This window comes from Enterococcus sp. AAFC-DPL-5182 (assembly GCF_058216605.1).
The window spans coordinates 2,867,519-2,881,952 of the sequence record NZ_CM177101.1 but is presented as its reverse complement, the minus strand read 5'-3'; the positions used below and the strand labels follow the sequence as shown (position 1 = coordinate 2,881,952).

Annotated in this window: 17 protein-coding genes and 1 other annotated feature; of the genes, 10 read left to right on the top strand and 7 right to left on the bottom strand. The window is 35.7% G+C overall.

From position 1 onward, the window contains the following. Nucleotides 1-63 precede the first annotated feature (63 nt). Nucleotides 64-711, bottom strand: coding sequence for a transcriptional regulator EfaR (gene efaR, locus AC4BB7_RS13510; RefSeq protein WP_086313996.1), 648 nt, complete (start codon nt 709-711; stop codon nt 64-66). A gap of 443 nt (nt 712-1,154) precedes the next feature. Here efaR and glpK point away from each other — a divergent pair, with 443 nt between their 5' ends. The 4 genes from glpK to AC4BB7_RS13490 all read left to right on the top strand — a co-directional run bounded on the left by glpK (nt 1,155) and on the right by AC4BB7_RS13490 (nt 4,336). Continuing rightward, nucleotides 1,155-2,660, top strand: coding sequence for a glycerol kinase GlpK (glpK, locus tag AC4BB7_RS13505; protein WP_490483381.1), 1,506 nt, complete (start codon nt 1,155-1,157; stop codon nt 2,658-2,660). A 31-nt stretch (nt 2,661-2,691) separates the two neighbouring features. After that, on the top strand, nt 2,692-3,471 hold the full coding sequence (locus AC4BB7_RS13500; protein WP_490483380.1) for a DUF6597 domain-containing transcriptional factor: 780 nt from the start codon (nt 2,692-2,694) through the stop codon (nt 3,469-3,471). 42 nt (nt 3,472-3,513) lie between these two features. Next, nucleotides 3,514-3,891: a VOC family protein gene (locus AC4BB7_RS13495; protein WP_490483379.1), complete on the top strand. Its 378-nt coding sequence runs from the start codon at nt 3,514-3,516 to the stop codon at nt 3,889-3,891. 82 nt (nt 3,892-3,973) lie between these two features. Then, nucleotides 3,974-4,336 carry an MmcQ/YjbR family DNA-binding protein gene (locus AC4BB7_RS13490; RefSeq protein ID WP_086313992.1) on the top strand — a complete coding sequence of 121 codons (363 nt, stop codon included), beginning with the start codon at nt 3,974-3,976 and terminating at the stop codon, nt 4,334-4,336. A 66-nt stretch (nt 4,337-4,402) separates the two neighbouring features. Here the strand turns inward: AC4BB7_RS13490 and AC4BB7_RS13485 are convergent, their stop codons facing one another. From AC4BB7_RS13485 to AC4BB7_RS13460, 6 genes are all read right to left on the bottom strand, one after another. Next, entirely contained in the window at nt 4,403-5,308 is a 906-nt protein-coding gene (locus tag AC4BB7_RS13485; RefSeq protein WP_490483378.1) for an NAD(P)-dependent alcohol dehydrogenase, read from the bottom strand. Between the two features lie 30 nt (nt 5,309-5,338). Continuing rightward, complete coding sequence (locus AC4BB7_RS13480) at nt 5,339-5,536, bottom strand: helix-turn-helix transcriptional regulator (protein ID WP_212637419.1); 198 nt, start codon at nt 5,534-5,536, stop codon at nt 5,339-5,341. Between the two features lie 18 nt (nt 5,537-5,554). Beyond that, nucleotides 5,555-5,992, bottom strand: a complete 438-nt coding sequence (locus AC4BB7_RS13475) for a hypothetical protein (protein ID WP_490483377.1) — start codon at nt 5,990-5,992, stop codon at nt 5,555-5,557. A 273-nt stretch (nt 5,993-6,265) separates the two neighbouring features. Further along, nucleotides 6,266-7,009, bottom strand: a complete 744-nt coding sequence (locus AC4BB7_RS13470; protein ID WP_490483376.1) for a TraX family protein — start codon at nt 7,007-7,009, stop codon at nt 6,266-6,268. 122 nt (nt 7,010-7,131) lie between these two features. After that, nucleotides 7,132-7,644 carry an NUDIX hydrolase gene (locus AC4BB7_RS13465; RefSeq protein WP_086313987.1) on the bottom strand — a complete coding sequence of 171 codons (513 nt, stop codon included), beginning with the start codon at nt 7,642-7,644 and terminating at the stop codon, nt 7,132-7,134. 73 nt (nt 7,645-7,717) lie between these two features. Continuing rightward, nucleotides 7,718-8,452, bottom strand: coding sequence for a dihydrodipicolinate synthase family protein (locus tag AC4BB7_RS13460; protein ID WP_490483375.1), 735 nt, complete (start codon nt 8,450-8,452; stop codon nt 7,718-7,720). Between the two features lie 158 nt (nt 8,453-8,610). On the opposite strand from AC4BB7_RS13460, the gene AC4BB7_RS13455 reads away from it, so the two are divergent. The 6 genes from AC4BB7_RS13455 to hisD all read left to right on the top strand — a co-directional run bounded on the left by AC4BB7_RS13455 (nt 8,611) and on the right by hisD (nt 14,410). Continuing rightward, complete coding sequence (locus AC4BB7_RS13455; RefSeq protein ID WP_490483374.1) at nt 8,611-9,078, top strand: hypothetical protein; 468 nt, start codon at nt 8,611-8,613, stop codon at nt 9,076-9,078. A gap of 328 nt (nt 9,079-9,406) precedes the next feature. Then, nucleotides 9,407-10,207, top strand: a complete 801-nt coding sequence (locus AC4BB7_RS13450; RefSeq protein ID WP_086313984.1) for a MerR family transcriptional regulator — start codon at nt 9,407-9,409, stop codon at nt 10,205-10,207. A 181-nt stretch (nt 10,208-10,388) separates the two neighbouring features. Next, nucleotides 10,389-10,838 carry a GyrI-like domain-containing protein gene (locus AC4BB7_RS13445; protein ID WP_490483373.1) on the top strand — a complete coding sequence of 150 codons (450 nt, stop codon included), beginning with the start codon at nt 10,389-10,391 and terminating at the stop codon, nt 10,836-10,838. Between the two features lie 127 nt (nt 10,839-10,965). After that, nucleotides 10,966-11,237: a binding site (T-box leader), on the top strand. A gap of 68 nt (nt 11,238-11,305) precedes the next feature. Then, nucleotides 11,306-12,496, top strand: coding sequence for an ATP phosphoribosyltransferase regulatory subunit (gene hisZ / locus AC4BB7_RS13440; protein ID WP_490483372.1), 1,191 nt, complete (start codon nt 11,306-11,308; stop codon nt 12,494-12,496). Next, nucleotides 12,493-13,128, top strand: a complete 636-nt coding sequence (gene hisG, locus AC4BB7_RS13435; RefSeq protein WP_490483371.1) for an ATP phosphoribosyltransferase — start codon at nt 12,493-12,495, stop codon at nt 13,126-13,128. The genes hisZ and hisG overlap by 4 nt, the downstream gene beginning before the upstream one ends. Before the next feature lies 1 nt (nt 13,129). Next, nucleotides 13,130-14,410, top strand: coding sequence for a histidinol dehydrogenase (hisD, locus tag AC4BB7_RS13430; RefSeq protein ID WP_490483370.1), 1,281 nt, complete (start codon nt 13,130-13,132; stop codon nt 14,408-14,410). Nucleotides 14,411-14,434 lie beyond the last annotated feature (24 nt).

The following is a 14,434-nucleotide window of genomic DNA, read 5'->3' as shown; positions in this document are numbered from 1 at the left end:
TTTCCCCGCTTTCTAGTATGGGCCGAACAGAAAATGTTTCTGCTCCTGCCGTTTAAATCATATTTATAGTCGATCAACGAAAATCGTGCTTGCCGCTTTATAGCTGATCGCTAGTTCTTTTTTATTGTTACTAATACTGATGGGTCCTTCATATGCTGCGATTTCATCGATCGTATATTCTTCGTGAATCTGCAAGTCGATCGCTACTAAGTAATCAAGTAGTTCTTTCTCATCTAATACACGTGCAATGCGGATCTTAGTGCCAATAGGATAATCGATCAAAGTTTGACGTTTTTCTTCGTGGACAGGCTGATCATCACCAGGAATAACACCGCCATGAGGACAAAATTTTGGTTGATTCAAGTACGCAGACAAACGATTTGCTAATGTTTGTGAGGTGACATGTTCTAGTACTTCTGCTTCATCGTGAACTTCATTCCATGAGTAGTTTAAATGTTCAACTAAAAATACTTCCCATAATCGATGTTTGCGAATGAGTGTACTCGCTTTTTTGAGTCCTAGCTCAGTTAGTTGGACACCTTGATAAGGTGAATGCTCAACCAGTTTTTCTTTTACTAATTTTGAAATCATCTCACTAACAGATGCCGCAGAGACATCCAGACCGGAAACGATTTGCTTATTGTTGATTTTATTTTCATCGCCACCTAATTCAAAAATCAGTTTTAGGTAGTCTTCACGATTCGGGGTCATATATTTCATCCTTTCAAAGAAGCCATCAGGATAAGTTTATCAGAAAATTGATTTTTTGACCATTTAATAATATGTTAATCTAAAAAAAAATAGAGTGTTTTTCTTTTTCAATATAAAAATGGAAACAAAACTTGAATTGATAACGTTTTCCGAAGAGTTTTATTTTAAACTTCTATGGTAAGGAAGGAAACTCTCTATAAACAAAAAACGGATTATTAAAAAAAGATTAGAATTTAAAGGGTGGTTCTGTGTGTAAATGCTATAAACCGTTATCTCTATTACATGCTGTAGTTTCCAAAGATCCTGATTTTATAGTTATCAGAAGGATGAACCCATAAAAAATATGCTTTAACTTAGTATCTTTTTTTATTTAGGAAAGAACAGGACTTTTAATGGTACTTTGTTTTATAATAAAAGTATCATTTTCGAGGAGCGAACAAGACGTGAAACAAAACCAATATATTTTATCTATAGATCAAGGAACAACGAGTTCAAGAGCAATTCTATTTAATCATGAAGGGCAGGAAATTGCCAAAGCACAAAAAGAATTTACGCAATATTTTCCAAATCCCGGCTGGGTAGAGCATGAGGCAAATGAAATTTGGAATTCTGTTCAATCTGTCATTGCAGATGTATTGATCGAGTCAAAATTGAAGCCTGCTCAAATCAAGGCAATTGGTATTACAAATCAGCGTGAAACAACCGTTGTGTGGGATAAAGATACAGGGGAACCAATTCATCGTGCCATTGTTTGGCAGTCAAAACAAACCAGTGAAATCGCAGATGAACTCAAAGAAAAGGGCTATCAAGATTTTATTCAAAAACGGACAGGTTTGATCATTGATTCTTATTTTTCCGCAACTAAAGTAAAGTGGTTATTGGATAATGTTAAAGGCGCGAAAGAAAAGGCTGAATCTGGACAGTTATTGTTCGGTACGATCGATACGTGGTTATTATGGAGACTGACAGGTGGAAAAGTCCACAAGACGGATTACACAAATGCTAGCCGAACGATGTTGTTTAATATTCATACATTAGATTGGGATCAAGACATCTTAGATTTATTACAGGTTCCTAGAAAGATGCTACCCCAAGTTTGTTCAAATGCAGAAGTATATGGGTATACGCAAGACTATCATTTTTATGGAGAAAGTATTCCGATCGCTGCGATGGCTGGTGATCAACAAGCCGCATTATTTGGTCAAGCAGCTTTTGAAAAAGGCATGGTCAAGAATACTTATGGTACAGGTGCATTTATTGTGATGAATACAGGTGAAACAGCGATCTTATCTGAAAAAGGTTTATTGACCACCATCGGCTATGGGATTGATGGAAAAGTTACTTATGCATTAGAAGGCAGTATTTTTGTGGCTGGTTCAGCTATCCAGTGGTTGCGAGATGGATTGAAATTAATTGAAAATGCTAGTGAATCAGAAGCGTTGGCTAGCCAAGTTGTTGATTCTGATGGTGTCTACGTTGTTCCCGCCTTTACTGGTTTAGGCGCTCCATATTGGGATCAAGAAGCACGTGGAGCTGTTTTTGGAATCACCAGAGGAACAACAAGGGAGCATCTGATACGAGCAACATTAGAATCGATTGCTTATCAGAGTGCCGATGTAATCAAAACAATGGAGAATGATTCTGGTATTGAAATCAAACTGCTCAGAGCCGACGGAGGAGCATCAAAAAATGATTTGCTGATGCAATTTCAAGCAGATATCATTAATAGACCAGTTGAAGCGGCAGATTTTTCCGAGACAACCGCTTTAGGTGTAGCTTATTTAGCGGGTTTAGCAGTAGGTTTTTGGAACGATTTAGCTGAAATCAAATCATTTACTCATACTGGGAAACGATTTGAGGCAAAAATCACAGAAGAAAGACGAAACGAGCTATATGATGGATGGCAGCAGGCAGTACATGCAACGATGGCTTATAAGGAGAGAGAGTAAGGCTGATAACACAAGTATGGGGGAATGACTCATGAATTATAAACCTAAAGTTTGGCAAGAGATCAAAAGTGAGTATCAAGAAATAAAGCCCGATCACCGTTTATGTTCTCACATTCAATCCTATTGGTTTAGTTATACGGATCAGTTAAATGAACCAGCCCGGATAATTCCAGATTTATGTTCGGATTTAATTGTGCAACTGAGTCCAGAACTGGATATTTTATCGATGAATGTTTGTGGTCCAAACACGAAATTTTTTTATTCCTATGCCGATGAACCAACTATTTATTTAGGAATTCGGTACTATTTAGGTGGCATGTATTCTTTTTTCAATACATCATTCAAAGAACTAAAAAATCAATTAGTTGAACTTAGCTTAATTGAAAGAAGGATGATAAATGATTTAAAAGAGAATGTATCAGGAAAAAAATCGTTCTCAGAGTTGATCGAAAGTTTAGACCTGTATTTTCTAAAACGCTTGAATTGCCTAGAGTTTAAGCGGATTTCAGCACCAGTCCATGAGTTTATCACTAACCACTGTCGCCCGATTGGAATGGAGATTTCAGAACGAAGTTTGCAACGCTTGTTTAGAGAGGAGACGGGATTATCTCCTTATGAAGCATTTGATGTATTGCGTTTTCAAAAAGTCTATCAAGAGTTAATAGTGAACCCTCAAATAAAGCATTTAGATTTAGTTGAAAAATATGATTTTTTTGATCAAGCACATTATAGTCGGAAAATGAAAAAAATGACGGGTTTAACACCACAAGAAATTCGGCAGCATGTCGGTATTTTACAAGACAAAAATTGAGTAGCTGATTATAATAGAGTAACAAAGATGGAGGTTATTCAAATGAAATTAGATATGGTGGGAATCATTGTTGAGTCAATGGAAGAAGCAATTTTATTTTACGAACGCTTAGGATTTAAGGTTTTAGGAGAAACAACGGCTGAGTACGTAGAACTTAATAATGATGGGGTAAGGATTTCATTGAACACTAAAAAAATGATTGAAGGTGTGTATGGCTATCCGCCTAACAATGAAGGTGACAAAATCGAGCTAGCGTTTCTTTGTGATTCTCCAGTAGAAATCGATCAGCTATGCGAAAAAATGAATGGCTTTGGTTATGAGATTTTTAGAGAACCTTGGCAGGCATTTTGGGGGCAATATTATGCGATCATCAAAGATCCAGATGGTAATCTGTTAAGTTTTTTTTGTGACGCTGTCTAGATTTACCGCTAATTCTAGGGACAGATTTCTTTCAAAGTTTAGCGAGAGTCCGTTACATTTTTTAGTTAGGAGGAATCAGTGAATGAAGGAAAGAATTCAGTATTTAAAAGATGAAGCAAAGAAATGGCCAGGAGCAACGGTTGATTATCGGGAAGATTGGGATTGCGATTATTTTGGAATCGAAAAAAAATGTTTTTGTATGCTCGGAACAAATAAAGCTGGAGAACGAGTGATGACAGTTAAGGGTGATCCGGAAGAGAATGAACTGTTACGAGAGCAATATCCAGATGTTGTGCCAGGATATTATGCGAATAAAACCCATTGGAATTCATTTTTGTTGGAAAACTCATCATTTGAAAATGAGCAGCTTGCAGTTTTTTTAAGAAAATCCTATGAATTAGTTCTTGGCAAATTGCCTAAGAAAGTTCAAGCAAAATATAAATAAGTAATTAAAAAAAACGACAAAGTGAAACAGTTTTGAACTGACTTTGTCGTTTTTTGTTGAGAGAAATCATTCTGTGACTACAGTCAAAATAACATTGCCTTTTTTTCGTCCAGTTTCTACATAAGCATGAGCTTTGTCTGCGTCTTTTAAGGGATAACGTTTGTCGATGGCGGCTTTAAATTTTTCTTCTTCAAAGAGTTGTTTGAGCAGATACAGATCGGCTGTCAATTCTTTGACCATTCCGCGAGCTACAGAGACAAATTTGCCATTTTGGTTTGTAAGCTGTTTTGCTTTAGTTTTATTCAATTTTCCAACTGCATCAAAGACAATATCGTAGGTTTCATTCAATGTTTTGAAATGATCAGAGGTGTAGTCAATAACAATATTAGCCCCTAGCGAATGTACTAAATCAAGATTTTGCTTACTACAAACCCCAGTCACATCTGCTCCAAAGTGAGCTGCAAGTTGTACCGCAGCTGTACCGACGGAACCAGAAGCACCGTAAATCAACACTTTTGTCTTAGGGGCTAGGCCAGCTTTTCTTAAAAAATGCAGTGCAGTTGTTCCGCCAAAAGATAAAGCTGCTGCTTCGTCAAATGTCGCATTTTCAGGTTTTAATGAAATAATGCTGTTTTCAGGTAGACAGATATATTCTGCATAACCGCCAAACTTCATTCCTGTCAACGCAAAGACCGCATCGCCAATTTTAAATTTTTTGACATTGGCTCCAACAGCTTCAATGGTACCCGAAAGTTCGGTTCCTAAAATTGGTTGTCTAGGTCGCTTTAAACCAAACATGATCTTCAAGATCGGTCCATATTTTTTTGCGCCTCTCACTACACAATCGCCAGAAGCCACAGTTGTTGCATGGATTCTTATCAAAATTTCGTTGTCTTTGGGCACAGGTTTTGCAACTTCTTGCATCTGAAGTACATCAGGATCACCATATCCTGTACAAATGATTGCTTTCATATTTTTCCTCGTTTCTTTATATATTTACGACTATCCCTTATAGGAAAAAACCTCATCTAAAGGTTGTTCAAATACTTTAGCAATTTTAAATGCTAGTTCCAAAGAAGGAGAGTATTTTTCTTGTTCAAGTGAAATAATCGTTTGTCTTGTAACACCTACAGCATCTGCTAGAGCTTGTTGCGTCATTTCTCCATGCATAAATCGTTGTTTCCGGATCGTATTGCTGATCAAAGACTTTCCCATATTTTAATACCCTCTTTCATAATAGAAAATATAAGAAACATAAGAAATAATGTCTGAGACCAATACAGTAAAAGCTAAAATCGTAAACATTGTGGAGATCGGTTGATGGATTGCAATGGCAGCCATAGCTAAAAAGAAACCAAAAGCTAATAAGAAACAGAAATTTCGAACAGCTCTTAACTCGATCAAACGATCTCGTTCGTCAGAAATGGTTGGTGCTTTATTTTTGCTAAACATATCATTAAGTAGATTAAATACAATCAATACAATGATATTAGCGATAACTAGAATAAACAAAAGTTTTACAAAGAATCCCCCCCACAATGCAAGAAAGTCAGCCGAATGTAAACGTAGTGCATTCAAGTGATCAAAGTATAAATAAAAGAAAATGACCACATTTGAAATCAATAAAACTAGCGCTTTTTTTGATTGGTAAATCATAATATCCCTCCTAAATTAAATGTTGAAAGTACGCATTCACTTTTTTATCTTCTACAGAAAAGCTAGTCCTGAAAACAAGATAATTTTTGATTATTGACAACTTAAATGATCGAATAAGAAGAGCGGTCAAAATATATCGCTAATTTAACACTTTATAGAAACCACTCACGTATAAACGTTTATTCAAGTTGTAAAAGCGTTTATACATAGATTAGCATGGAAAAAGGATCGTGTCAAAGTATTTTGACACGATCCTTTTATTTTTGTTTAACCTTAACTATTCAAAGACCAGGTAATCAAAGTAATAATCCATAAATGTGCAGGATAAAATACATAGAATAAATATTTGAAGAAAGGGCTATTACTACCTTTTTCACCATTATACAAATGGATAAAAGGAATCACAGTAATAAATAAAAAGTCAGAGTTACCTTCTAATTGCACCTTGATCATCTCGAAAGAATAATTGGGTAAGCCAAGAATAGGCATTATAATTAAAGGAATCGCAAAGATAAGATAGGAGATATTTCTCTTTTTAGCATTGTCTCTGAAGAAATAACTAAGCAACATAAATGGAATAACAACAAATTCTCCTTCAGCAGGAATCAAACCTAGAAAAGTTGCTACTGTCAAAATAATTGCTAGAATATTTGCGAGTATTTTAAAGACAGACTCGTGAGCATGTTTTGCATAATCGATTAGTGCTAAAATAGTAACACCAAGAGCCAACGTGAGAAAAATATTATTGTGAATCTGATACATTGGGTTTTTAACGATCATTGTGTTAATAATAGTATTACCAGCAAACATTATTGCTGCCCAGCCATAGAGACGAAACAAATATTTTCTGCGATTTCTAGTATAATGAAGTCCTTCAACCGCCATAAAAGCAAAAAATACAGCAACACAGCGAGACAACATGTGGATTGGCGTGCTAAATTGTGGTGGTAATAGTGGGGTAAGATGATCTAGAAACATCAAGCCCATCATCATAAGTTTTAATTGATTTCCGTTCATTTCATTCTCCTAATTATATGTTTTTTTTAACTTTTTCTAGTATAAAAAAAATGTACGGATTTGGCGTGGGAAACAGCGAACAAATACCTTACAAAAATGAGAGTATAAAGTAAGAAGTATTTTTAATGGAGATATTCACTTTGACTGCGATAAAAATCAAAAATTGATTTCGCATAAATATAAGGAATAAATGTATTCTGACTAAGCATTGTTAAGTACTCTTTTTCAGTTACCCATTTCATTTCACTGACCTCTTCTTCTTGTAAATCTAATTCTTTAAGAGTGACATCTTTTGTGACAAAATAAATTTCATCCCAACCTTCTTCAAAGGAGACAGTTAAGCGACTGGGTGTGTCCTTTAAATCAACAACAATTCCTGTTTCTTCTAGTAACTCACGCTCAGCAGCTTGATACAATTCTTCTCCTTCAATAACAGCCCCACCAGCAGTATAATCCCACCAATTTGACCATACTTTTTTTGTTGATTGCCGCTTTTGGATAAGTAGTTCACCAGAGCTATTAAAAATTAACACTGAAACCACAAAGCGATAGTCATCACGGTTCATTGGGATATCACGGGAGTGGACTTTGGTTGTTTTCTGTTTTTTTGAAGTGTAAACATCCATATATTCCATTTAAAATGACCTCCTTGTATTAAGAATTCTGATTATTAAAGCCAAAGTTAATTTTTGAACGAAGTTCTCTCATTCATATATTTCCCAAAGGACTTCTAGTACTGCCCATGGATATGTTTTCTTTTTTTGATATTTCCTTTTTTAAATAAACTAATGGGCTATCTTCAAATAATTTATCCAATTCTGTTTGTTTAGCAAAGTTTTGAGTTGAGCCGTTTAACAGTGAGTGGAACCATTCTTTTATTTCTAATGGATATAAATTGCCTGCTACAGAAGACAACCTATTGAACCCTTGGTCGATTTTTTCTTTGATACCAATCTCTCCACCAGCATAGATATAGATGGTCTTATTAATTGAAGCTCTTAAATCACGAATGCGAGTGCCATCTCCAACTTCTTTGATACCAATAATATTAGCTTCTTGAAAAATATCAATAAGTGAATCTATTGCTATATCAAATCCTGTTCTCCTGGGATTATTGTAGATAATCATTGGTTTTTTAAGAACTTGAGAAATTTGCTTTACGTAAACAATAGCTTCTTTTTGGCGAATACTAGCTACTCCAAAGAGGATTTTCAAGCTACTATTAATTCTTGATTCTGTTTCTATGGCATTCAAAAGTGAAACCTTTTCTTGTAAAGTCAAACTATGTTGTTCTCCCGTTGAACCACAAACTAAAACTGAACCGATCCCTATATTTTGCAAGTAGAGGATATGTTCGATCGTATCATTTATGTTTAGGGTTTCATCATTATAAAAGGCGGTAGGTACTGCGATATGATAATCATTTACTAAGTTATAGTTCATAATGCACCTTCTTTTTTTATTTAATAATAGCTTACCAAAAAAAAAGCTTCTTTTACAATCCTATTTTGCAGTGCATCTTTTTTCTACAGCAATGATGTATACTTAGATTATATGCTACTAATTAGGCAATAAATGAAATAAGAAGGAAGTGTCTATTTATGACTGGCAATTTTTTGTGTGAATATAAGAAAAATTCAACTGTGATCTCGGAAGAAAAACATCAAGATAAAGTTAAACTTATCCAGCTCTTTGTAGAAAATGGTCTTATGAAAATCGGTGAAACAAGCTATCCGATTGTTTATGGTGATTTATACTTTCTAGATGCCAAACAAAGCTATTGTGTCGAAGAATTGGACGAGGAAATGATTCACAGTACGATCATGGTTTCAGCTGAACAATTAATGGCATTATCGAACATACTTGATTTTGAACTTGAATATCATAAAATTTTTGAAAAAAATGGTCATTTTCATGTTGCTTCCCCACATTATAAAGCAATCGATAAACGATTTAAAGAAGCTTTCAGTGTATCTGAAACTGGAAAAACATTTTCAAAAGCATTATTTTTCTCTAGAGTGATTGAGTTGCTCAATTATGCTGTTGTGACAGTAGAAAAAAGAAAATAAAAAAGGCTGAGAATAGTGTTGACTCTCCCCTTACTGGAACCTATATGATAAGAATGTCTCGAGACAAATAGCTATCAAGTAAGCTGCATGGGCTAACTCTTCGGAAAAAAGATAAAAATGGAATGAGGTAAAAAGCACCTCAGTCAATTTTTCCTATTTTTCAGATGAGTTGAACGAGCCCATTACGCTTTTATGTTATCTAGCTGCATGGGCTAACTCTTCGGAAAAAAGATAAAAATGGAGTGAGGTAAAGAGCACCTCAGTCAATTTTTCCTATTTTTCAGACGAGTTGAACGAGCTCATTACGCTTTTAAATTAGGAGGTAATTATGTTATCAATTGGTGATTTTTCAAAGGTTTCACAAGTTTCACCTAAAACGCTTCGTTATTATGATGAAATCAATTTATTGAATCCGACTTTTACAGATGCAAATAGTGGGTATCGTTATTATGATGTCAGTCAGCTTGAAACGATTCTTTTAATCAAACGATTAAAGGAATATATGTTTTCACTGGAGGAAATCAAGCAGGTTATTGAGAGTGATCAAGATCAAGACTTACTGCAAATGACCATCATCAAGAAGAAAAAAGAAATTAGCCAAAAGATGCAAAATTACTCTCTGTTGTTGGATCGAATAGTTGAGGATCTAACTACATTAGAAAGGGGAAAAAAACTGATGTCTTATTTAAATTCAATCGAAGTCAAACTTACTGAAGTACCTGAAATGAATATTTTATATCTTAGAAAGCAAATGAACGTACAAGAATATGGAAAATATATTGGAGAGTTATTTGGTCGTCTTACAGCAGAACAGTTTACTCCGACAGGACCACCATTGACGATTTATCATAGTCCCGATTTTAATCCAGAAAGTAGTGACATGGAGTTAGCAGTACCGATTGCTGAAAAGAATGAACAAACGAGAACGTTGCCTACAAGTTTGTGCGCAACTTCGACTCATGTTGGATCATATACAGAGATGTCCTCAGTGTATAGTAAAATTTTGAAATGGATCGAGGAAAAAGGGTATAAAATGAACGGGGCGCCGTTTGAAATTTATCAAACGGACCCGAATACTACGGCTCCTGATAAAAATGTAGTTGAGATTTATTTTCCAGTGTCACTTTGAGTAATAATACTTCACAACACCCCGACAGATAATTTTATGTCGGGGTGTTGTGTTACATTTGAATCAGTCAATTAAAAAAGCTTTAAAATAAGTCTTGAAAATTATTTTAATAGCATTTACTCTATGGATGGGAACGACATTGATCAATATCCTCTCAATAAATTGAAGGAGAAGATAAAAGATGAAGATTGAAATAATACCAATTCAAAGAATTTTCTATTTAAGGAGAATCGGATGTTATGGTGAAGAGAATAAGCAATTGATGGCTACTTTAAAAGAAAAACTAAAAGAAGCCAGTTTATTTAATGAAGACACCATTATTTATGGTATTGCTTGGAGTGAGTTGAATACTCCAAAAGAAATGTGTATTTATGATGTTTGTGTTACGGTATCAGCAGAGCAAAACATTATTGAAGAGATGAAGGAAACGGTGCTTGAAGGTGGCAAGTATGCAATTTTTAAAATAAAGCATACGGAAAAAGAAATCCAACGGTTTTGGGAGAAATTTATGCAGCAAAATTTTCAAAAGGAAATGGTAATTATTGCTGATTTGAATCGTCCCATTTTAGAAAGATATACTGGAAGACTAATTGCTGCAGGTTATTGTGAATTTTGCGTGCCGATTGAGTAGCTGAAATTGGTCACCAATGATTCCTATAGTGTAAGAGGAAGAGGGGGCAATGTAAAATATTTAGTAAAAGCTATTGACTATATTTGCAATTCGTGATAAATTGTTTAGAAATAAATGAGAATTAAATGAAAGAACGATGATCAGAATAGTAGGTGAATCGATTCGCTTCAGAGAGTTTCCGGTTGCTGCAAGGAAATAGCGAGCTATCATTGAACACGCCTGTAAGTTGTTTTTCTGAAATAACAAGTTAGTTTAACGAAAATTCTTTCGTTTTCTAAATGAGTAGGAAAAATCGGAGAGTCCGTTATCACTCCATAGTTTATCTAACTAACAGAGGTTTTTACTGTGAAGTAAAAGCAAATCTGAGGTGGGACCACGTGAAAATTTCTCGTCCTCTTGGCTTATTTGCCAAGGGGACGATTTTTTTATTCCAACAATATGGATAGTTAAAATAAGGAGGGAACCGAATGAAGTGGAACCGCAATTTGCCGGCTGGAACGAAAGACAAGTTATTTCGAGAAGCCAATGGGGCGTATCAATTAGAAAAACAAGTGAATGATATTGTGATCAAAAGAGGGTATCAGCGAATCGATACACCAGTGATCGAGTTTGAAGATGTATTTTACAGTGAAGAAAAAAATGAAAAAGAATTTTACCGCTTGTTTGACAATCAAGGTCGATTGCTTGTATTACGTCCAGATATGACGATGCCGATTGGACGTGTGATTGCAACGACTGGAATCCAGCCGCCACTTAAACTCTCTTATAGCGGTAAAGTGTTTCGCTCAAACGATGATATGCTGGGAGAACGAAATGAGTTGACTCAAGCTGGAATTGAGTTGATTGGTTATTCTTCTTTAAAAGCGGAAGTCGAATGTATCACCTGTGCCGTCGAAATTTTAGAAGCACTAAAGATACCCAACTTCCATTTTGAATTAGGCCATGCACAAATTTTTCGTGCCATAGTAACGTCATTAGATTTGGGTGAAGCAGAAAAATCAGAGCTTCAAATCTATTTTAATAATAAAAGTCTGACGGATCTTAAACGGTTTGTGGAGAAACATCCCAGTGAGTTAGATGAATTTATTTGCGCCATTCCAAGACTGTTCGGAGAAGCAGATGAGGTAGTACCAACTGCTAAAAAATTATTGCCCAAAGAATCACGCATCATGACCATCATTGATGAGTTAGAAAGATTAATGACTATTATTGAAACGCATCATCGAAAGATTTCTTTAACTGTGGATTTAGGTTTAGTTGCGTTGATGGATTATTACACAGGTGTTTTATTTAGTGGGTACGCTGATTTGATACCAGATATTTTCTTACGAGGTGGACGTTACGATCATTTAGCAGAACAATTCGGACATTCGGCGATTCCTGCAGTAGGATTAGGGATTAATCTAGATACATTGGTCTCTTTGCAATATCAAATCGGCGAACTAGCTTCTTTAGATCAGCCGACAACATTGGTTCATGGTTCTTTGGCACAAATAACTAAATCAGAAATACTTGTAAAAGAGCATCCTGATTACCAATTATCCTTGTTTGAAACATTGGAAGAAGCTTTGGAATATGGGGAGAAATGGCATTATCAGCAAGTCATTGAGGTAACAGAAGATAAAGTACAGGTGATAAAGGTGGGGACTAAAAATTGACACAATTGACTATTGCTTTGACGAAGGGACGCTTAGAAAAACAGACATTAGCATTATTTGAACAGGCTGGAATCGATGTTTCATTTATGCAGAACAAGCAAAGAAAGTTGATTTTTACTAGTCCAGATCAACGAATCACCTTTCTTTTAGTAAAGGCTGCTGACGTAACGACCTATGTACGTCATGGTGTTGCTGATTTAGGCATTGTAGGGAAAGATGTATTGATTGAGCATCCATTTGGTTACTATGAAATGCTGGATCTAAAGATTGGAGTATGTAAATTTTCGGTTGCGTCTACCCAAAATTATCAACCCGATGATTATAAACGAAAAAGAATTGCAACCAAATACCCAACTGTTGCTTCTGAACATTTCCGTAAAAAAGGAGAAGACGTCGAAATCATTAAGATTGAAGGATCAGTTGAAATTGCCCCTGTTTTGGGATTAGCAGATGCCATTGTTGATATTGTGGAAACCGGAACGACATTGAGGGAGAATGGCTTAGAAATTTTTGAAGATATTTGTTCGATCTCGGCTCGACTAATCGTAAATAAAGCAATGTTGAAACGTAAGCGCCAAGCAATATTCCAATTGTTTGACGCACTGGAATCTGTAATAGAAGGAGGAAAATAACATGAAATGGTTAACTGGAACGACCACGGAGATTTTAACGGCATTAAATGATACTGTTCAGCTGGCGCAAGAGGACAATCAACAAGTGGAAGAACAAGTCCGCCAGATCATTCAGCAAGTCATCATAAATGGAGATCAAGCCTTAAAAACATATTCTAAAAAATTCGATCATGTTGAACTGCAAGACTTATCTATATCAAAGGAGGCAATCGATTTAGGTTTCCAAAGAGTAGAAAAAGAAGTGATTACAGCCTTAGAAGCTGCTAAAGAAAATATTATAAGTTATCACAAAAAGCAAAAGCAATATGATTTCATGGATATGGAAAAATCAGGCGTTTTACGAGGGCAATTAGTGTTGCCGTTAGCTCGAGTAGGTGTTTATGTACCAGGAGGAACAGCTGCTTATCCTTCTTCTGTACTAATGAACGTTCTCCCAGCAAAAATCGCAGGTGTTCAAGAAGTCATCATGGTTACGCCCCCTTCCGCTGAGGGGATTTCTGACGTGATTTTAGCAGCGGCAAAAATTGCAGGTGTGGATCAAATTTTTCAAATTGGCGGAGCACAAGGCATTGCAGCGCTAGCATACGGAACGGAGTCTGTGCCAAAAGTAGACAAAATCGTAGGTCCAGGAAATATTTATGTGGCTACGGCAAAAAAACAAGTCTTTGGTATGGTTGGGATCGATATGATTGCAGGTCCATCAGAAATAGGAATTTTAGCAGATGAAGCAGCCAATCCCACCTATATTGCCGCTGATTTGCTGTCCCAAGCAGAACATGATACGCTTGCCAGAGCGATATTAGTGACGGATTCAGTTGAGCTTGCTAAACAAGTTGAACAAGAAATCTATCTGCAATTAGAAACACTACCTCGCAAAGAAATTGCCGAAAAAGCAATTCAAAATCATGGGATGATCATTATTGCCTCATCTCTTGAAGCGATGTTCACCATCATGAATGAAATTGCGCCAGAACACTTAGAAGTACAGCTGGTGGATGCAATCAGTTATTTACATGAAATCAAAAATGCGGGGTCGATTTTTTTAGGAGAGTATGCATCAGAGCCTGTAGGAGATTATTTTTCAGGAACGAACCATGTCTTGCCGACAAGTGGCACTGCCAAATTTTATTCACCGCTAGGAGTGTATGATTTTGTGAAGTATAGCCAAGTTACTTACTATACAAAAGAAGCACTAAGAGAAGCCAAAGATGCAATTGCTCTTTTAGCTAGAAAAGAAGGATTAGAAGCACATGCTAGAGCAGTTGAATGTCGTTTTGAATAAGTTGGTTAAATAGATTTTTATACT